At 37.5% G+C, this 19,307-nt stretch carries 19 protein-coding genes; 2 read left to right on the forward strand and 17 right to left on the reverse strand.

Annotated elements, in window-relative coordinates; all coding sequences use genetic code 11:
• Positions 1 to 127: 127 nt before the first annotated feature.
• Together HMPREF0631_RS01580 and HMPREF0631_RS01585 are read right to left on the reverse strand one after the other, a co-directional pair.
• A complete protein-coding gene (locus tag HMPREF0631_RS01580; protein WP_002842898.1) occupies positions 128 to 1,528 on the reverse strand; it encodes a peptide MFS transporter in 1,401 nt (466 codons plus the stop codon).
• Positions 1,529 to 1,672: 144 nt separating this feature from the next.
• On the reverse strand, positions 1,673 to 1,966 hold the full coding sequence (locus tag HMPREF0631_RS01585; protein ID WP_227214141.1) for a hypothetical protein: 294 nt from the start codon (positions 1,964 to 1,966) through the stop codon (positions 1,673 to 1,675).
• A gap of 259 nt (positions 1,967 to 2,225) precedes the next feature.
• Between HMPREF0631_RS01585 and HMPREF0631_RS01590 the strand changes: the two genes are divergently transcribed.
• A complete protein-coding gene (locus tag HMPREF0631_RS01590; RefSeq protein ID WP_002842930.1) occupies positions 2,226 to 3,215 on the forward strand; it encodes an NADH:flavin oxidoreductase in 990 nt (329 codons plus the stop codon).
• A 48-nt stretch (positions 3,216 to 3,263) separates the two neighbouring features.
• Positions 3,264 to 3,914: a PAQR family membrane homeostasis protein TrhA gene (gene trhA, locus HMPREF0631_RS01595; protein WP_002842986.1), complete on the forward strand. Its 651-nt coding sequence runs from the start codon at positions 3,264 to 3,266 to the stop codon at positions 3,912 to 3,914.
• Between the two features lie 126 nt (positions 3,915 to 4,040).
• Here the strand turns inward: trhA and HMPREF0631_RS09945 are convergent, their stop codons facing one another.
• From HMPREF0631_RS09945 to HMPREF0631_RS01665, 15 genes are all read right to left on the reverse strand, one after another.
• A complete protein-coding gene (locus tag HMPREF0631_RS09945) occupies positions 4,041 to 4,202 on the reverse strand; it encodes a hypothetical protein (protein ID WP_002843017.1) in 162 nt (53 codons plus the stop codon).
• A 147-nt stretch (positions 4,203 to 4,349) separates the two neighbouring features.
• The gene (gene nadC, locus HMPREF0631_RS01600; RefSeq protein ID WP_002842952.1) at positions 4,350 to 5,198 is read right to left on the reverse strand and encodes a carboxylating nicotinate-nucleotide diphosphorylase; all 849 of its coding nucleotides are present in this window, start codon (positions 5,196 to 5,198) and stop codon (positions 4,350 to 4,352) included.
• On the reverse strand, positions 5,167 to 6,477 hold the full coding sequence (locus tag HMPREF0631_RS01605; RefSeq protein ID WP_002843087.1) for an L-aspartate oxidase: 1,311 nt from the start codon (positions 6,475 to 6,477) through the stop codon (positions 5,167 to 5,169). Before HMPREF0631_RS01605 ends, nadC begins: the two co-directional genes overlap by 32 nt.
• Position 6,478: 1 nt before the next feature.
• Entirely contained in the window at positions 6,479 to 7,414 is a 936-nt protein-coding gene (gene nadA / locus HMPREF0631_RS01610; protein WP_002842878.1) for a quinolinate synthase NadA, read from the reverse strand.
• 286 nt (positions 7,415 to 7,700) lie between these two features.
• Positions 7,701 to 8,336 (reverse strand): V-type ATP synthase subunit D, encoded by a 636-nt coding sequence (locus HMPREF0631_RS01615; protein ID WP_002842976.1) that lies wholly within the window; start codon positions 8,334 to 8,336, stop codon positions 7,701 to 7,703.
• Between the two features lies 1 nt (position 8,337).
• The gene (locus HMPREF0631_RS01620) at positions 8,338 to 9,723 is read right to left on the reverse strand and encodes a V-type ATP synthase subunit B (RefSeq protein WP_002842944.1); all 1,386 of its coding nucleotides are present in this window, start codon (positions 9,721 to 9,723) and stop codon (positions 8,338 to 8,340) included.
• Positions 9,716 to 11,491, reverse strand: coding sequence for a V-type ATP synthase subunit A (locus HMPREF0631_RS01625; protein ID WP_002843065.1), 1,776 nt, complete (start codon positions 11,489 to 11,491; stop codon positions 9,716 to 9,718). Before HMPREF0631_RS01625 ends, HMPREF0631_RS01620 begins: the two co-directional genes overlap by 8 nt.
• A gap of 16 nt (positions 11,492 to 11,507) precedes the next feature.
• Entirely contained in the window at positions 11,508 to 11,831 is a 324-nt protein-coding gene (locus tag HMPREF0631_RS01630) for a V-type ATP synthase subunit F (RefSeq protein WP_002843068.1), read from the reverse strand.
• Positions 11,831 to 12,832, reverse strand: coding sequence for a V-type ATP synthase subunit C (locus tag HMPREF0631_RS01635; RefSeq protein ID WP_002842940.1), 1,002 nt, complete (start codon positions 12,830 to 12,832; stop codon positions 11,831 to 11,833). The genes HMPREF0631_RS01630 and HMPREF0631_RS01635 overlap by 1 nt, the downstream gene beginning before the upstream one ends.
• Before the next feature lie 10 nt (positions 12,833 to 12,842).
• Entirely contained in the window at positions 12,843 to 13,388 is a 546-nt protein-coding gene (locus HMPREF0631_RS01640; RefSeq protein WP_002842933.1) for a V-type ATP synthase subunit E, read from the reverse strand.
• A gap of 37 nt (positions 13,389 to 13,425) precedes the next feature.
• Positions 13,426 to 13,911 carry a V-type ATP synthase subunit K gene (locus HMPREF0631_RS01645; RefSeq protein WP_002843018.1) on the reverse strand — a complete coding sequence of 162 codons (486 nt, stop codon included), beginning with the start codon at positions 13,909 to 13,911 and terminating at the stop codon, positions 13,426 to 13,428.
• A gap of 186 nt (positions 13,912 to 14,097) precedes the next feature.
• The gene (locus HMPREF0631_RS01650; RefSeq protein WP_002843007.1) at positions 14,098 to 16,008 is read right to left on the reverse strand and encodes a V-type ATP synthase subunit I; all 1,911 of its coding nucleotides are present in this window, start codon (positions 16,006 to 16,008) and stop codon (positions 14,098 to 14,100) included.
• 64 nt (positions 16,009 to 16,072) lie between these two features.
• On the reverse strand, positions 16,073 to 16,384 hold the full coding sequence (locus HMPREF0631_RS01655) for a hypothetical protein (protein WP_002843059.1): 312 nt from the start codon (positions 16,382 to 16,384) through the stop codon (positions 16,073 to 16,075).
• A 548-nt stretch (positions 16,385 to 16,932) separates the two neighbouring features.
• Positions 16,933 to 18,198 (reverse strand): amidohydrolase, encoded by a 1,266-nt coding sequence (locus HMPREF0631_RS01660; RefSeq protein ID WP_002842884.1) that lies wholly within the window; start codon positions 18,196 to 18,198, stop codon positions 16,933 to 16,935.
• A gap of 131 nt (positions 18,199 to 18,329) precedes the next feature.
• Positions 18,330 to 19,172: a MetQ/NlpA family ABC transporter substrate-binding protein gene (locus HMPREF0631_RS01665; protein ID WP_002843025.1), complete on the reverse strand. Its 843-nt coding sequence runs from the start codon at positions 19,170 to 19,172 to the stop codon at positions 18,330 to 18,332.
• Positions 19,173 to 19,307: the final 135 nt, after the last annotated feature.

Consider the following 19,307-nt stretch of genomic DNA (forward strand, 5'->3'; position numbering starts at 1 on the left):
CTTGGGACTAGGGATTTTATCCCTAGTCTATTTTTTTAAATATAGGTAAAATCGACAACAATATAAAAAAACACTAGCTTGTGCACACAAGCTAGTGTTTGTAATTATTATCTTCAAAATGATATTCTTATTCTTCGTCTTCCTTCATCAACTTAGTTAAAGGCTTTGTTAATAAGAATAGTATTATTGCTGTAACAAATGATACAACAGCAAAAGTTGTGAATATAGTCATTATACCAAGCTTTTCAACGAATATCTGAATGTATCCGTTTAACTTAGCAGCTGCGAATGAAGCAAATAGCCATACACCTAGTAATAATGATAGGTACTTCTTTGGAGCATGCTTACTGATGAATGAGTTTCCAAGTGGAGAGAAACAAATTTCAGATAGAGTAAGTAATGCACCAAATAAGAATAACCATAATACAGATGCCTTGACAGCTTCTGGTGCACCAACACCTCTCACTATTTCCATAGCCATAAGCACAACATAAGATGCCCCTAGGAACAAGAATGTAATTGTGACCTTCTGGAACATTGAAAGGTCGCCCTGTGGTCTCTGAGCAAGCTTCGCCCATAACTTAGAAGCAGCTAAGCTTAGGAATATACATAATAGACCATTCCAAGTAGTTGTAACGTGCTGTGGAGCTATTTCTACACCAGCTATATGCATATCAACGAACTTAGTCATGTATATAGTAAGTGCTAGTTCCTGCTGATAGTAGAATAACCAGAATATGATTGATACAAATGATATGAATAAGATTGCTACAACCTTGTTCTTTTCTATCTTTGTAAGAGGTTTAACAGCCTCTTTTTCTATATCCTTAGCTGATTCATTTTCCTTTTCACCTATAAGGTTACCGTGGATATCTGTCTCATACTTAAATGGCTTTATACCCTGACCCTGAAGAGTCTTGTAGCCTAGTGTGAAGAACACTCCACCTGCAAATACTAATATAGCACAAACAAGGAATACTGGTCTAAATCCTAGAACATCACCAACCTTGAAAGTATTTAAATATAAGTATCCTGTTATAAGAGAACCAAAGAAAGCTCCTATATTAACGAATGAATACTGAATTGAGAACGCTGCGTCAAGCTTTTCCGGATCATCGAATAATCTACCTATAAGACCTGCAAGGTTACCCTTGAATAGACCAGTACCGATTGAAACAACGGCTATCATAAGATTTATACCTGTTACAGTATACGCTTTCCATCCTATTAAATAACCTAATCCCATCAATAAACATCCAACAGAAACTGCATATCTAGCACCTAAGAACCTGTCACATATCCATCCACCTACAACTGGTGAGATGTATGTCCAAGCTGTAAAGTTAGCAGCTATGATAGAACCTTCTACTGCACTTATTCCTAAACCACCCTTATTAACAGCGGTAACTAAGAATACGATAAGTAATGGCTTACTTCCATAGAAAGCGAATCTTTCAAATGTGTAAGTAAGACAAGACACCCAGAACCCCATAGGGTACTTTGTTGTTGTTGCGTTAGTTTCACCCATGAACCTAAACCTCCTAATATTAAATTAATCCTCCATGTCAATAAAATGACACAGGTCTTTACGTGGGTACAACCCTACAATCTAAGTTTATATTCATATTAAGTTTTAGTCAAGGTATTTATACTAAAAATTATAAATTATCTGTTATTTTTTCTTTCTAACATTTCTTTTTTTAGTATTTTTCGACTTTTTATTTGAATTGTTTAGCTTACTATTACTTGCTTTCTTATTTTCTGATTTTATCTTGCCTTTATTTTTTTGCAAGCTTATTATGCGAAAATGCGAAAACAAAGCTACAATTGTAAATACAATAGCCATACCTAGTGTAAGTTTAAAAGCGCTACTATCAAGTCTATTTCCACTAATTTTATAGGCATATGCCATACCTAAAACAGAACTTCCCGCAAAAATAAGCATATTTTTCCTAAAATCTGCCAACCTCTTTATCTCATCTTTCATAATGTATAGTCGGATAGGTCCGACTCCTCCTTTCAATGCAATGAAATTATATATTTCTTATTATATTGTAAGTTTACAATAGGCCTATGTCAATAAAACTGAGTGTATTTATAAATTAAACCAGTATATTTTTCGGAAAATTTAAATTTTTTATAAATATATGCTAATGTAACTTTCATTTAAGACCCTATAAGCTTATAATGAATATAGGAACTTATAAATTATAGAGGAGGAAATCATGAAATATCTCGATAAAAGCATAAAAATAAATAAACTAGACATAAAAAACAGACTGGTATTCCCTCCTATGGCAACTTCTAAGTCTATAGATGGGTGGGTAAACGATGATCTAGTTAGCTACTATGATGAAAAATCAAAAAGCGGTAAAATAGGCCTTATAATAACTGAGCATGCCTATGTATCTATGGATGGTAAGGCCAGTGAAAACCAGGTATCTATATCTCGTGATGAGGATGTTGAGGGTCTATCTAGGATTGTAGATGTAATCCACAAAAACGGTTCTAGGGTATTTGCCCAAATCAACCATGCTGGTAATGCAGCAAAGACCGAGATTACAGGTTGCGATGTTGTATCAGCTTCGGCCCTTGAAATGGATGTAAGAGGTACAAAAAGACAAGCCTCTATTGAGATGACAAAAGAAGACATAGATAAACTTATACAGAGCTTTGTAGACTCTGGAATCAGGGCAAAATCAGCAGGCTACGACGGTGTAGAAATACACTCAGCCCATTTCTACTTGCTCAACCAATTCTACTCACCCTTATCAAATAAGAGAAGTGATGAATATGGAGGAAGCCTAGAAAATAGGATAAGAATCCATCTTGAAATAATAAAAGCAATGAGACAGGCCCTTGGTCAAGACTATCCTCTTGCCCTTAGACTGGGTGCTTGTGACTATACGGATGGAGGAAACAATCTAGAAGATGCTATCAGAGCCTCTAAAGCATTTGAAGAAGCCGGCATAGACCTACTGGATATATCTGGTGGTTATTATATCTTCAACAACCCTTATTCTACAGAAGAAGGCTATTTCAAGGATGTAACATATGCAATCAAGTCCAATGTCTCTATTCCTGTTATACTGACAGGAGGAATACATTCAGTAGACACTGCAGACTATCTGATAGAAAATAAGTACGCAGATATGATTGGTGTTGGCCGTCCAATATTTAAGGACTCTAGCTGGCCAGAAACCAACATGAAATAAGTCAATCAACCAATAGCTAGCTTATATTTTCCATTGGGAGGTAATTAAATGAACATAGCAAAACTAAGAGATCCAATCAGTTCCATAACGCATCTAATAGGAGGTGTACTTTCCATATTAGCCTTGCTGTCACTAATTTTAAAGCAGGTAATCATAGGTAACATCCATGTCAGCCTCTTTGTATCTACAATTATATTTGGAACATCAATGATTCTACTATACTTCACTAGTGGTATCTACCATGCAATCAGCGCTAGAAAAGAGAAGGCCGTCCTAATCATGAAAAAGGTCGACCACTCTATGATCTATATCCTAATAGCCGGGTCATACTCTCCTTTCTGCCTGTATGTACTACCAAAAAGAACTGGCATACCGGTATTTATAATCCTGTGGGTCATAGCAGTCTTAGGTATTACCATGAAGATACTATGGATAAATATGCCTAGGAAACTATCCTCTGCCATGTACATAGCCATGGGATGGGTAGCAATATTTGTTATAAAAGACCTATATATCAACCTAGCGCCAGGAGCCTTCTTCCTACTTGTTTTGGGCGGTATATTGTACACTATAGGTGGCCTTATCTATGCAATAAAAAGACCAAACCTAAAAGTATGGAACTTCCACGATATATTCCATATATTTATCATGCTTGGTTCCCTGGCACACTTTTTATTGGTCTTCCTATTCTTGATATAGTTAACTTTAAGAGTATTACTATTTAAAAATCAAATACAGATAAGCTTTTGCTTATTCATAAAAAGCATCTCCTTTTTTGTTTTTATTAACATTAAATCATGGAGATGTTTTTTTGTACAAAACTATTTACTCCAAGTCTATCTTTATCTTGTCGGATAACTCATGTATTTTAGGTCTTTGTTTTATAGCCATTAGATATCCATTTTGTTCTAAGCTACCTAACTTATTATCTTTTAACATACCCTTAATCGTCGTATCAATTCTCGATATCTTTGCCAAAGTTTTCAAAAAAACCCCTATTTTTTGATTTATATTATTTTATATATTTTATAATATAAATCAAAAATAGGGGTTTTATTCTTTTATATTATGATTTTTTAAATATAAATCCTAAAAATAGGATTATTCTTTTTTATATCGTAATTTTATATAAACTTATAGTATCCTCATATTCTTAAGGCTCATGTCCAAGGCCTTGACAGAATGGGTCAAGGCTCCACAAGATATTATATCTATACCAAGCCCCCTGTAGGAACTTATGTCATCCAGTCCAATATTACCTGACACCTCTATCAAGGCTGAGTCACCTATCATGCTTACAGCCTCTTTGATAGTTCCTATATCCATATTGTCTAGCATAATAATATCGCAGCCAGACTCTAGGGCCTCTCTTACCATGTCTAGGTCTTCAACCTCTACCTCTATCTTACTTGTAAAAGATATTGATCTTCTTGACCTTTTCACGGCTTCCTTGATAGATCCTGCTACCCCTATGTGGTTGTCTTTTAGCATGACCATATCAGAGAGATTGTACCTGTGGTTTACCCCACCACCTATAGTTACCGAATACTTGTCAAATATCCTAAGGCCTGGAGCAGTCTTCCTAGTGTCGGCAAGGCCTATCCTGTCATCATCTAGGATATCTACCATCTTCCTAGTCATAGTTGCAATCCCTGACATCCTCTGAATAAAATTTAGGGCAGTCCTCTCTGCAAACAACATGGCCTGGGCCTTGGAATAGATTCTTGCAATTTTTTGTCCCTTTACAATCCTATCGCCTTCTTTAGTATAGAGCTCAAACCTTGCATCAGGATCCAATATCTTAAAGGTATGGCAGAATATATCAATACCACAAATTACACCATCCTCCTTGGCTATTAGGTCTGCCCTAGCATCTTGATACTCGTCAATTATACCCTCAACACTTATATCCTTGTAGGTCAAGTCCTCCATAAGAGCTTCTTGGACCCTACTAAGCATTTTCATTTTTAAGCCAGTATTCATAAAAATCCTTATTCCTTTCCCTTATCCTATCTATAAGTAACCTATGGTGGTCTTCAAGTATTTCATCTATGTCCCTTGTCTCATGGTTTTCCTTGATTTCAGTTATAAAATCATCAATCGATATATTTATATTCTCGCTACACCTCATTCCGCAGTAGCAGGCTTCTAGTAGGGAGTTGGATGCCAGCCTATTTCTTCCATGAAGTCCAGTACAAGCAGCCTCTCCTATGGCATATAGGGCCTTCATACTAGTTTGTCCGTCTATCTGAGCCGTTATTCCACCCATATGGTAGTGCTGGCCTGGGCAAATAGGTATCATATCATTTCTGATATCTATGCCCTTTTCCATACAAGCATTGAATACTGTAGGAAAGTTTTCATCTACCCTGTCCCTATTATGGATATTCTCCAAGGATAAATACACGTAGTCTGACCTATCAGCTTCCATCTTGGACCTGATAGCCTTAGAGACAATATCCCTAGGCTTGAGCTCATCTATAAATCTTTTGCCATTTTTATCAAGGAGTATTCCTCCTTCTCCTCTGAGCGCCTCTGTAATAAGGCTGTGTCTTCCCTTTTCTTGGTCATACAAAACCGTTGGATGAATCTGGACATATTCTATATTGGACACCTCTACACCATGTTTTATGGCTATAGAAAGCCCCTCACCAGATATTGATTTGAAGTTAGTAGATGAGTCAAATATCCCTCCTATACCACCAGTAGCTATAACTATTGCCCTTGAATATATATTCTGGTATCTGCCCTTAGCATATACCTTTATACCTATAGCCCTATCTCCTTCCACTATAAGGTCATAGAATGTAGTATCCTCACACACATCTATATTGGGTGATGACATTACTCTTTGAGCCATAGTCTCGCAGATTGATTTACCTGTAAAATCTCCCACATGATATACCCTAGCTAGTCTGTGGCCGCCTTCCTTGTGCAGACTATACTGGTCTTGTTCATCCTTTTCAAATGGGACCCCATAACCTATTAGGGACTTTACAACTTCTAATGAATTGTCCAATATATCCCTTACAACCTCTGGATCATTTTCATAGTGACCTGCTCTTAGGGTGTCTTCAATATAGTCATCTATATCTTCATTTACCCTCTTAGCTGATATTCCCCCTTGTGCAAGGTAGGAATTTGCCTCTGACATATCCTTTTTTGATATTAGACACACTTCAAAACTAGGATCTAGATTTAGGGCACAAGATAGACCTGCTGCCCCAGCCCCAACAACAACGACATCATAAAAACCTTTCATTTTAACTCATCTCCATCATCTTTATTAAAGGTGCTTTAGCATCTTTTATTAATCCTTCGTCGAGTATTACTTCTCCAGTCTCATCTCTCAATGTTAGATAAAGACTCTCTAAGTCTATTTTCTTCATATCTCTACAATCATTCATAGAGCTAGGTATTATAAATTCACTTTCTGGAGATACCTTCTTCATTTGGTGAAGAATTCCAGATTCTGTACAGACTATATATCCTTTTTTCTTAGTGGCTGCCACATACTCCAGTAGAGCCTTTGTAGAACCTACAATATCAGCCTCTTCAACTACAGATTCCCTGCATTCAGGATGCGCTAGGACATCATATCCATATTTTTCTTTTAAGTCCTTCACTTCTTTTATATCTACATGATGGTGGTACTTGCAGTATCCTTCATGGAGTATAAAATTCTTACCCTTCACCTGATTTTTAATATAGCTACCCAAGTTCATATCCGGCATAAAGTATATATTTTCGTTTGGCAAATTCGATACTATCTTCATAGCATTTGATGAGGTAACGCATACATCAGCTAGTCTTTTTACATCTGCATTGGTATTTATATAGGATACTATGGCTAGGTCTTCGTATTTTTCCTTTAAACCTGCTATTTGGTCATAATCTACCATATCTGCCATTGGACAACCTGCACTAGGAGCTGGTATCAAGACCTTCTTATCTGGGTTGAGTATCTTTGCACTCTCTCCCATAAAGCTGACACCGCAAAAACAGATTATCTTATTAGTAGACTCCTGTGCCATCTTTGCAAGCTGAAATGAATCTCCAACTACATCAGCTATTTCCTGTACCTCCCCTCTTGTATAGTAATGGGCAAGAATAAGAACATCTTTTTCTTTTTTTAGCCTCTCAATCTCTGTGACCAAGGCTTTACTATCCCCTAGTATATTTACTCCTGATTCGGTCATAAATGCCTCCCTTTTAATCTACAGTTCAACTTTATAAGAAACTGCACATCTTTTATAAAAATTATTTTTTGTATATTTATGTGAATATACTTATGTATATACACATAATAACTATATATTACTACACATCTAACAAAAATCCAACCTTTTTTAAATAATTTGTTGTAAAAGCTCCCAAGAAATAGACACTAGATGGATCAATCATCATAGTGCCTATTTTTATGTCAAATATAAACTTGTAAATAAAATGAACTGGCTAAATCAGCCAGTCCATTTTGATATATTATTATTGTTTTATCATATCCTTTACCTTCATCAGTCTAGTTATAGAACTTCTGTCGTTTTCTTCTAGTTTCATCCTGATATAGGTAATTGTCTCTTTTAACTGAGGTATTGTCATATATTCAAGAGCATTTACTCTTCTTCTAGTGCTCTCGATTTCGTCGGCCATTAGCTGACACGCCTTCTCTATCTCTGCAAGTTTTAACAGGTCTGGAAGTATGTCATACAGTTTCTTGACAGCTTCATCAAGTTCTGATGACGTTCCACCGAAACCATATGGGTATATGGCTGATGTGTCCTCTTGGTCACTCCTAGAAAAAGTCATCACCGGAACGTTTACGCTCATCAAGTTTTTAGTCTGTATATCCAGCTGTATACTTTCTTTTGATATAGCCAAGGCCTCGTCTAACATCTGTGATGAGTTCATAGATCTAGCCAATAGAAAATCCTCAAATGAGTCTGTAAGCTTAGCTTCAACAGATTCTCTAAGTCTCTTATTTTCCTTGATCATGGCTATAAACTGTCTCATAAGTTCGTCTTGCTTATCTTTAAGCAGTTTGTGACCCCTTGTAGATGTAGCTAGTCTTGCCTTCAACCTCGAAAGCTCCATTCTAGTTGGATTTACGTTTAATTTCGCCATATTAATCCACCTGGCTTTCCTCAGGTAAATACTTCTCGATATACTTGTCCTTTATTCTCTTTAATTCTGTTCTTGGAAGAATCTTTAGTAGGTCCCAACCTATATTCAAGGTTTCTTCTATTGTTCGGTTAGTTGTGTAACCCTGTGATACGTATATATTTTCAAATGCATCTGCAAACCTTGCAAAGGCCTTATCTGATTCTGATAGGGCAGATTCACCAAGTATTACCTGTAATTCCTTGGCTTCCTTACCTGCTGCATAGGCTGCGAACAACTGGTTCATAGTATCTGCATGGTCTTCTCTAGTCTTGCCATCTCCTATACCCTTGTCCTTTAGTCTTGATAGAGACGGTAGAACATCTATCGGTGGCATCATATTTTTCTTATATAGGGCCCTTGATAGGATGATCTGTCCTTCTGTTATATAGCCTGTAAGGTCAGGGATTGGATGTGTCTTATCATCTTCTGGCATTGTCAGGATAGGTACTTGAGTGATTGAACCTGGCCTGCCCTTTATCTTACCAGCTCTTTCATATAGTGTTGAAAGGTCTGTATATAGGTATCCCGGATAACCTCTTCTACCTGGAACCTCACGTCTAGCTGCTGATATTTCTCTTAGGGCCTCACAGTAGTTTGTAAGGTCTGTCAATATTACTAGGACGTGCATACCCTTTTCAAAGGCTAGGTACTCTGCACAAGTAAGGGCCATTCTTGGTGTAGATATACGCTCGATAGCCGGGTCATTGGCTAGGTTCATAAATAGAACTGACCTGTCTATCGCTCCAGTCTTCTTGAAGTCATCTATAAAGTACTGGGCCTCTTCGAATGTAATACCTATAGCACCGAATACAACGGCGAACTTATCATCAGTTCCAAGAACCTTGGCCTGTCTAGCTATCTGGGCAGCTAGGTTGGCATGTGGTAGACCTGAACCTGAGAATATTGGTAGCTTCTGGCCTCTAACAAGGGTATTTAGTCCATCTATGGCAGATACTCCTGTCTGGATAAACTCAGACGGATAATCTCTTGCCACCGGGTTGATTGCTATACCGTTTATATCTAGCTTGTCTTCTGGTATTAGGTCTGGTCCGCCATCCTTTGGTTTACCCATACCGTCAAATACCCTACCTATCATATCTTCTGATACACTTAGGGTAAGGGGCTTGGCAAGGAACCTTACCTTAGAGTCCTTTAGGTTGATACCTGATGACCCTTCGAATAACTGAACCATGGCCTTGTCACCATTTACTTCAAGGACTCTACCCCTACGAATTTCTCCGTTTTGCATCTCTATTTCAACTAGCTCTTCGTATTTAATTCCTTCAACACCATCTACCATTAGTAGGGGACCAACAATTTCTCTTATAGTTTTATATTCCTTAATCATCTAGTCCACCTCCTCTATTTATTAATTCATTTATAACATCTGTTATTTCATCAGATATAAGATCTAGCTTATCTATATGAGCTTCTTCAGTATACTTGGCTCTAGCTATTTTCTCCCTAACTGGTAGGTCTAGTAGCTCACTTAGGTATACCTTGTTATCTAGGGCTCTTAAAGACTCTCTGTAGAACTTCAATACTAGGTCCAGCATCTTGTCCTGCTTTTCTAGGGATGTAAATGAATCGACATCCTGGAAGGCATTCTGCTGTAGGTAGTCTTCTCTAATTGACTTGGCTACTTCCAACTTTAGCTGGTCTGCCTCAGATAGGGTATCCTTACCTACTAGTCTTACGATTTCCATTAGGGATGTTTCTTCCTGTAGTAGGGCCATTGCCTGGGCTCTATTAACTGGGAATCTTTCTGATACATTTTCACCCATCCACTCATCAACATCTGGTTGGTATAGCGAGTATGAATCTATCCAAGATATGGCTGGGAAGTGTCTCCTATAGGCTAGGTTGGCATTTAATCCCCAGAACACCTTTACTATTCTAAGTGTAGCCTGTGATACTGGCTCAGATATATCTCCACCTGGAGGTGACACGGCACCTATTATTGTAAGGGCTCCCTCTCTATTATCGCTACCCTTACATATTACCTTACCTGCTCTTTCATAGAACTCTGCAGCTCTAGAACCTAGATAGGCTGGATAACCTTCATCACCAGGCATTTCTTCTAGACGACCTGACATCTCTCTTAGGGCCTCTGCCCATCTTGATGTAGAGTCGGCCATTACCGCTACTGAATATCCCATGTCTCTAAAGTATTCAGCTATTGTAATACCTGTATATATACTTGCCTCTCTGGCTGCAACTGGCATATTTGACGTATTAGCTATAAGAACTGTTCTCTTCATTAGAGATTCGCCTGTATGAGGGTCAATCAGTTCTGGGAATTCATTTAGAACGTCTGTCATCTCGTTACCACGTTCTCCACAACCAACGTATACAACTATCTGAGCATCTGCCCACTTAGCAAACTGGTGCTGAACTACTGTCTTACCTGAACCGAATGGCCCCGGTACACAAGCAGTACCACCCTTAGTTACTGGGAAGAAGGTATCAACTACTCTCTGACCTGTTATTAGTGGAACCCTAGGAGCTATCTTTTCCTTGATTCTTCTAGACTTTCTTACCGGCCACTTTTGCATCATCTGAACTGACTTTATATCACCCTTGTCATTCTTTATAGTAGCTATATCTTCTATGATAGTAAAGTCTCCCTCTTCTACGATTGACTCTACAAGACCCTCTACCTGGTAAGGAACCATTACTAGGTGCTTGACTACCGGTGTTTCCTGAACATAACCAAGTACGTCACCTTCGGATACCCTGTCGCCTACCTTGGCCTGTGGGTGGAATGTCCATTTTATATCTCTATCAAGTGATGGAACTTCTACACCCTTAGTCAAAAAGTCTCCTGCAACAGCCCTGAACTTCTCTAGCGGTCTTTGTATACCATCAAACATATTCTCTATTAGACCAGGTCCTAGCTCAACGCTTAGGGGTTCTCCTGTTGTCTCTACTGGTTCTCCAGGTCCTATACCTGAAGTTTCCTCATATACCTGTATTGAAGCTTTATCATCACGCATTTCGATGATTTCACCGATTAGTTTAGAATTCGATACCTTTACAACGTCGTAAATGTTTGAATCCTCCATTCCTTCGGCTACAACTAGTGGACCAGATACTTTTACTATTTTACCTGCCATATGTCGCCTCTCCTCCTTATTTATCCGAGTTGGCAAAGATATTGCTACCTACTGCCTTTTCAACATTTTTATTTATTTCGCTCATTCCTATACCTAGGCTACCCTGGTTAGAAGGTATTAGTATTATAGCTGGAACTAGCTTTTTCTTATATCTCTGTATTGTTTCTTCTATATCCTTGGCTATCTGCTCTGTTACGAATATAAGACCGTATGAGTCATCGGCCATGGAATCTATTGCCTCTCTTGCCTGCCTAGCATCTAGCACAGGGTATACATCTATACCTATGGACTTGAATGCTAGGATGGAGTCCTTGTCTCCAACCGCTCCAATCTTATACATTATATATCACCCAGCCTCTCTCTTAGCTTGGCTGATGAGATCTTATTTAGCTTGCCTACTAATATAAGTCTTATCATTGAAATCTCTTTTTCCTTTGCCACAAGATAAGCAAATATAGGCTCTGGACCAAATGGTATAAATCTTGAATCTGAATTTAGCCTACTCAGATACACATCCTTCATTGAATCTACAACTGTCAGGCTACAACCACTCGCCTTGTAGTCATCTATGCACTCAACCAAGCTTCTTCCGATTTTTTCAGACTTAAGAGTAATAGCCAACCTATCAAATTCTTCTCTTGAAAGAGATATGAGTTTATTTACTGATATACCTCCTCCATCTACTAGAATTTCATTTAGGAAGTTTGTAGACTTGCCCATCTTGACTGCCCTTAGCATGGAAGATATATTATAAAAATCTATACTTGCGCCTACGTAGTCATTAAATAGATCTATATCCAAAGATTTTGCTATGATAGATAGATGGTTATAATAAGCCCTATCCATGACTATATCTATCATCTGTGGATCAAGTGTATCTGTGTACTTTGCCTCTGCCTCTCTTAGGGCATTTGTAAATTCACTCTTAGTATCTGTAAAATGACCACTCTCAAACTGCAACTTTATCTTGTCTGGCCTGTTATCACTAGAATAGATAAAAAGATCATCCATATCCTTACCAGATACCTTGGCCTTGACCATTGTCTTTAGGTTGTGGTAGTCGTATTTAAGTGATAGTATCTCAAGTATTCTCTTGTCGCCACCCAACATTTCACTACCTGCCTTAAAGGCTCTTGCAGTCTCATTTTTAAGGAGCAACTCATAATCCCCCACACCACTTACGCCGTCAGCACTCTTGGCATAGTCAGTATCCATAAGTATCTTGAAGGCTTCGTCTGCATCCTTAGCGTCTATCATCTTGTCCAGTCTTGCCCTGTCGAGTAGTTTCTTTTCATAAACCCTCGCCATTACTACACCCTGGGCGTAATCTAATCTATCCATAAACTACCCCCTATTCAAAAAGTACCCTTGCTATTTTTCCCTGTACCTCGTCTTTTATGTAATCCATCTGAGTGCTAAAAGTAAAGTTCTTTTCTATACCATCCTCTAGTTCAATAAATCCTGTTTCACAGAACCTATCCCCAATAGTCTGAACCTGTGGGAAGGTTTCCTTTACCCTTGCAAATTTATCCTTCATAACAACTAGCTTGCTCTTATCTGAAAAACTAGCATTATTCTTTATATACTCAAGATACTTATCATCATCTATATTCTTTAAATCCTCAATAGCTGATTCAAAGACCTTGGCTATTGTCTCTTGCTTTGCCTTTAGTTCATTATCCCTTGCCTTTAATTTGGCATTTGACCTCAGTCTTTCTTTTAGGGTATCTGCTTCAGCCTTACCCTTTTCGACCATCTGATCATACTTGGCTTCAGCCTGGCTCTTAGATGTATCCTCTATCTTCTTTGCCTTTTCCCTAGCAAGTCTTAAGATATCATCTCTTGATCCTATAGCCTCTTCCAATATTTTATCGGTAAGCCTTTTTAGCTCTGCCATCTCATCACTTCCTTCTCTTTATAATATGCTCTTATTCCTAACCGAAAAACTTTGTGAAGTTGAAGAATAATAGAAGTGATATAACGAATGCTAATAGTGCATATGTTTCAACCATTACTGAGTAGATGATACCCTTTGTAGTCTGTGATTCGTTCTTTGCAAGGATTCCAACACCACTGGCTGCAACCTTACCCTGAGAAACCGCTGAACCCCAACCAACAAAACCTATCGGCATACCTACTAGGGCTAGGTACATACCCTGACCTAGACTCATGTCACCTGACAATTTTAATAATATTAATAGTCCTATAACGAAACCGTATAGACCCTGTGTACCTGGTAGAAGCTGTAAGATAAGTGTCTTACCAAACTTCTGTGGTTCTTCTGGAACTAGACCAGACGCTGCCTGACCAACTATTGATAAACCTTTTGCAGATCCAATTGCTGCTAGCAAGGCTGCTATAACACCTACTGCACCGAATACTACTCCACCGTTTTCTACTATCCAAGTTGCGAAATTCATAAATAAACCTCCTTGAGTCACTCTCTTTAATTATTATGCTTTATAAGCTAGTTTATTATTTCTGGTCCTGTATATTCTACAGGTTGGACCATGACCTGTAGCCAAAATTCTTATTTGAAATCTCTCTTAAAAATCTTTCTTTACTTTCTTTATAATCTCTTTTTAAATCCTATCTTTTACTTTTAATTAATCCTCAAACTGCCTATCTAGGTTGATGTACTTGGCTTCTTTTCTAAAGAACCTAAAAGCACGACCACCGCCCTCGTAGAACTTACCGAAGAATTCTACGTATATTAGTCTAAGTGCATGTACATATGCTCCTAAACAAGATAGGAACAAGTTGAAAGCATGGAACAAAACTAAGATTATAATGGCTGCGACATAACCTAAAATTGTCTTGCCCCAAACCATTCCTGCTATCATATTTACCGCAAAAGCTATATAACCACCTGACATACCAAGAGCCATCAGACGAGAATATGATACAAAGTCGCCTATGTAACTAGATATACCATATACATTGTATAAGCCTGCTGCTATCTTAGGTCCTATACCCTTAGCACCTCTGGCACCACCAACTAGTAACATAACTATACCTATTATCATAGCGTACATACCTGCCTGAGTTGCTACTGGTCCAACGACACCAAACTTTCCTATCAAAAAGACTATTATGCCACTAAGGGCAACGTACCAGGCTATAACATCAAAAATCATATCCACTATTAGACCATCCCTAATCTGCATGTAGGCCTTGATAGCTAGACCATAGTAAAGGTGGATACCACCCATTATAATTGATATTACAAGTATAGTCATAAACTGCTGACTTAGGTCAAATAGTCTCCACATACCCGGTATTGCCGCCCCGAAATAAGATCCGTATAAGAAGCCCCATATCAAGGTAGATATACCTATAAGCTGGAAGAACTTGACATTCTTTCTCATGCTTGGTGTAAAGTTGCATAGCTTAAGTCCTAAAGTAGTAAGAACCAATAATACTGCCCCATATGCAAAGTCAGCCGACATCATACCAAAGAACAAGGCATATATCGGTGCATATAGAGGAGTTGGGTCTATTTCGTTGTACTTAGGTAGGGCATATGTAGAAGTTACTGATTCAAAGGCCCTCACCAATCTGTTGTTCTTGAGCATTATAGGCACTGAATCACTGTCCCTATCAACTTCTTCAAACTCTATAGTGTAGTCACCCTCACAAACATCAGATACAAGTTTTTCCAACCTAGCTGTCTCAAAGTCTGGGCAATATCCCGTGATTGCGAATACATTGGAAGTATTCATAAAATCCTTCTCAGCCAAAGACCTAAGTCTCAAGTTCTGTAGGTATTCATACCTAAGCTTGAAGTCTTCTAATGCTTGCCCCTTACTTGAAAGCTTGCCCACCATCTCTATTTCTTTAATCTTCAAATCCTCAATTTCATCATTTAGTCTAGCTATATTATCAGCAGGTAGACCCTTTTCATTCAACTTCATTCTGTTGAAGTTGGAATATCTCATCAGCTCAAATAATTGGTCTAAATCTTCCTTAGCTGAAATAATAAAGTAGTAGTACTCTTCCTTATTTACACCCAACTTCTCAAAATAGGTATTTTCAAGTTTGGATAGACCTTCTTCAAAGGAATCTACTAACTTACCTGATACAGCCCCAACCATAGTATCAAAGTTTTTAAGTTTTTCCATATCATCAAAACCTACATCTAATTTAGATACTGGTTCCAATTCAGCTATCAACTCTTTTTTCTTTGCTATTTGGCTGTTAATAATGCCTAGATTATCGCCTATACCTCTGATTTCAGAGTATACGTGCTCGTAATCCTTAGACTCGACCTTGTCTTCTAGTTCTTCAAAGGTAAGATTTGGAAGGCCCTTCATCAAGGCCTTTAATCCCTTATCTGTCTTGGCGTACTTGGATACTAAGTCAATAACATAGTTAGATTTTGAAATCTCTTCATCATACATAACAACCATTTCATCTACCTTGGGTCTTTTAAATGACCCAAGACTCTGGTCACTAAAATCCTCTTCCTCGCAGACATCTTCAAACTGAATATTTCTAAACACCTGCAAGTTTCTCAATAAAGTTTCCCGATGAGAGTTTAATGCTAAAAGGTGAAATTTTTTCATTTTTACAATAGCCATATTATTTCACTATCCTCTCTATCAGTATTTTCTTGGCTTCATCAAACCTATCCTGAGGAATATCAATTATAGACCTACATCTCTTGTCACTTTCTAGAGCTATGGAGTCCAACTCTCCCTTCATCTCTTCTTGTGCCTGAGCCTTTAGCCTATCACATTCAATCCTAGCCTTGATCGTAAGTTCCTCTAGGATTTTTTTAGATCTTTTGTCAGCAAGGATAGCCATTTCCTTGGCATCCTCTTTAGCTTTCTTTATCATCTGGTCGGCTTCCTTTTCAGCTTCGACCACTTTTAATAAAGCCTCTTTCGCCATCTTAGTTCCTCCTTTCAAACAAATTTCTTAATTTTCAGATATTAGTTGTTAATTATTTTACACCATTTACTTATTAAATTCAAGTACCTTAAATTTATACTTAAATTTCATTTTTATACCAAAATATACAAAATGTTTAAAATAAGTTAATAATAAAAATAGTTTATTATTAACTTACCCACAAAAATTAATTTGACTTATTTTTCTGAATTTTTCTGTACTGATACAAATCACTCTTATTAAGCCCAAACCATCATATATTCTTATTTTGAAAAACCAAATTGTATTTTAGTTGTTTTTTATGGTCATAAAATCAAAATATGTATTATTTAAACAAAAAGTTTTTTTTATTTTTTTATTTTTATAAAAAAGACTGGTTTTTCTAATAAAAAAAAGCCCTCTTAAACTTAATTAATAGGGACTTTTTATAATATGTTTTTTCTTTATTAAGTATAGTCTTTATCTATAGTTATTTTTTTATCATTGAAAATGAATGTAATCATTCACTATATATTTTTTCTATTGACTCTTTTTGTTATATTTGAAAACTAAATCAATGTTTTAGTTACCAAATCTACATAAGATTGTGTCTCTATATACAGACATCTCTCATCTATATCAAATAAATTGTGGTGGTGTGGATATGAGTTTTTACTTGAAGATTTTGATCCCACCTTTATAAAAGTGCCCGGTACAACAGCTAGATAGTCAGCAAAATCCTCAGCTCCAAGAGACTTTTCAAGGTCTCTTATCACATTATCCTCACCAACAATTTGATTTGCTATTTCTTGATAATATAGGGTTTTTTCCTTTTGATTTATAAGAGGTGCTGCAGCATCATAGTTCTCAAACTCTATAGAACAACCATGTATCTTTGCTGTAAGTTCTGCTATAGTTTCAACCCTCTCTAGGATGAATTCTCTGGTTTCCTGACTAAAAGTCCTGACAGTTCCTTCTATTACACCCTCGCTAGCTACTACATTGTACCTTGTTCCAGACCATATCTTTCCTATAGATATCAAGCCCTCATCAAGAGGACCTATCTGTCTTGATACTATGTTTTGGAGCTCTAGAACTATGTTAGATGTAGCAACTACAGCATCCCTGCCCAAATGAGGCGTAGATGCGTGGGCACCTTGACCTAGAACCCTTATCTTAAAAATATCACAAGATGCACTTTGGGGACCCTCTGTAACTCCTAATTTACCTACTTCTATATTAGATGCTAAATGGGTTCCAAATACAAAGTCAACATCATCTAGGTGACCTGCTTTTACAAACTGTCTAGCTCCAGCCCCTATCTCTTCAGCCTGCTGAAAGGCCAATTTTACTATCCCACCAAATTCTCCCCTTCTCCTATTAAGTATCTTGGCTGCACCAAGTAGGCTAGCAGCATGGGCATCGTGACCACAAGCATGGCATAGTCCCTTATTAATGGAAGAATATTCTATGTTCTTATCATCGTTTAACTCTAGGGCATCAATATCCCCTCTCAAAAGTATAGTCCTTACTCCTTTTACTCGTTGGTCTGTCAAAAGAGGAGACCCAGAAATTTCTCTTCTATCTCTTGATTCCAAGTCCTTCTCCCCCCTTATAATGGCTAGGGTTCCTGTTTGTCCTACACCTATATAGTCAATACCTTCCTTTTCCAACTCAGACCTTATATAGGCACAGGTATTATATTCTTTTAGGCTAGGTTCTGGATTTTGATGGAAATACCTCCTGTGCCTTACGACCTCGTCATATATTTCAACCACATCCTCATCTAGGCTTATCTTTATACCATTTATCTCTTTTTCAATTCTCTTAGTCATAATCATTTCCTCCCTCTATTTCATCTATGTTATTTGTATTTTTGTCTATTACAACTGGATGACCATCATAGTATGGAGATCATCCAGTCGTAGCCAATAACTTGGCTATCGACCTCTTTTAAAAAACTCGACTACTTATTTTCCCAAGCTGGAATTGATGACCCCTTTGAAGTTTCTTCTATAACTTTCTTTACATCATCAGCCTGGTAGGCAGCTACTATCTTTTTGAATATCTCCTTGTCCTTGTCAGCCTTTCTTGCCACTATAATATTTATATATGGCTTAGAATTTTCGTTTACTGGTTCTAAGAACTTAGCATCCTTGTTTGGAATAAATCCCGCATCTACAGCCATTCCTGAGTTGATTACAGATAGGTCAACATCCTTCAAAGACCTAGCTGTCTGGGATGCATCAACAGGTGTAATCTTTAGCTTTTTAGGATTTTCTTTTATGTCATTTACAGTTGCTAGGTTGCCTGCCTTTTCATCTAACTTGATAAGACCTGCTGTCTGTAATAAGACTAGGGAACGTCCCTGGTTAGTTACGTCATTTGGTATTACTATACTTCCACCCTCCTTGATATCAGTCGGTTTTTGAAGTTTTTCTGAATATATTCCAAGCGGTGCTATAACTGTGTCCGCTATAGGCTCTAGGTCGCTTCCCTTTTCCTTGTTGTAATTTTCTAGGAATATCCTGTGCTGGAATGAATTTAAGTCTATATCCCCATTTACAAGGGCATCATTTGGTTGGTTGTAGTCAGTGAACTTTACTAAGTCAAGCTTGATTCCATCCTCTTTTTCAAGCTTCTTGGCTACATAGTCCCATACATCTGTATCGCTGCCTACAAGACCTATCTTTACTGTTTTCTTATCTGCTGAATCCGCCTTTTTTGACCCACATCCTACTGATGTAAGTGCTATTGCTCCAACTACTAATGTCAATGCTAGTCCTTTGATTATCTTATTTGTTTTCATAATTTTACCTCTTTCTTATTATAATTTATAGTTTTTAATTTTATTGACGACTTATTTTTTTAACGATTTAGTCTTTATTAATTGCTTAGTCTTTATTAACGACTTAGCCTTTCTTGATTACCTAGTCTTTATTAA

This window comes from Peptostreptococcus anaerobius 653-L, from assembly GCF_000178095.1.
GTDB lineage: Bacteria > Bacillota > Clostridia > Peptostreptococcales > Peptostreptococcaceae > Peptostreptococcus > Peptostreptococcus anaerobius.

Excerpts from the sequence above, each read along its gene's own strand:
- HMPREF0631_RS01605 (WP_002843087.1), bottom strand. The coding sequence starts at position 6,477 with ATGAAAGGTTTTTATGATGTCGTTGTTGTTGGGGCTGGGGCAGCAGGT.
- nadA (WP_002842878.1), bottom strand. The coding sequence starts at position 7,414 with ATGACCGAATCAGGAGTAAATATACTAGGGGATAGTAAAGCCTTGGTC.
- HMPREF0631_RS01615 (WP_002842976.1), bottom strand. The coding sequence starts at position 8,336 with ATGGCGAAATTAAACGTAAATCCAACTAGAATGGAGCTTTCGAGGTTG.
- HMPREF0631_RS01660 (WP_002842884.1), bottom strand. The coding sequence starts at position 18,198 with ATGACTAAGAGAATTGAAAAAGAGATAAATGGTATAAAGATAAGCCTA.
- HMPREF0631_RS01645 (WP_002843018.1), bottom strand. The coding sequence starts at position 13,911 with ATGAATTTCGCAACTTGGATAGTAGAAAACGGTGGAGTAGTATTCGGT.
- trhA (WP_002842986.1), top strand. The coding sequence starts at position 3,264 with ATGAACATAGCAAAACTAAGAGATCCAATCAGTTCCATAACGCATCTA.
- HMPREF0631_RS01580 (WP_002842898.1), bottom strand. The coding sequence starts at position 1,528 with ATGGGTGAAACTAACGCAACAACAACAAAGTACCCTATGGGGTTCTGG.
- HMPREF0631_RS01655 (WP_002843059.1), bottom strand. The coding sequence starts at position 16,384 with ATGGCGAAAGAGGCTTTATTAAAAGTGGTCGAAGCTGAAAAGGAAGCC.
- HMPREF0631_RS01665 (WP_002843025.1), bottom strand. The coding sequence starts at position 19,172 with ATGAAAACAAATAAGATAATCAAAGGACTAGCATTGACATTAGTAGTT.
- HMPREF0631_RS01635 (WP_002842940.1), bottom strand. The coding sequence starts at position 12,832 with ATGGATAGATTAGATTACGCCCAGGGTGTAGTAATGGCGAGGGTTTAT.
- HMPREF0631_RS01625 (WP_002843065.1), bottom strand. The coding sequence starts at position 11,491 with ATGGCAGGTAAAATAGTAAAAGTATCTGGTCCACTAGTTGTAGCCGAA.
- nadC (WP_002842952.1), bottom strand. The coding sequence starts at position 5,198 with ATGAATACTGGCTTAAAAATGAAAATGCTTAGTAGGGTCCAAGAAGCT.
- HMPREF0631_RS01620 (WP_002842944.1), bottom strand. The coding sequence starts at position 9,723 with ATGATTAAGGAATATAAAACTATAAGAGAAATTGTTGGTCCCCTACTA.
- HMPREF0631_RS01630 (WP_002843068.1), bottom strand. The coding sequence starts at position 11,831 with ATGTATAAGATTGGAGCGGTTGGAGACAAGGACTCCATCCTAGCATTC.
- HMPREF0631_RS01590 (WP_002842930.1), top strand. The coding sequence starts at position 2,226 with ATGAAATATCTCGATAAAAGCATAAAAATAAATAAACTAGACATAAAA.
- HMPREF0631_RS01640 (WP_002842933.1), bottom strand. The coding sequence starts at position 13,388 with ATGGCAGAGCTAAAAAGGCTTACCGATAAAATATTGGAAGAGGCTATA.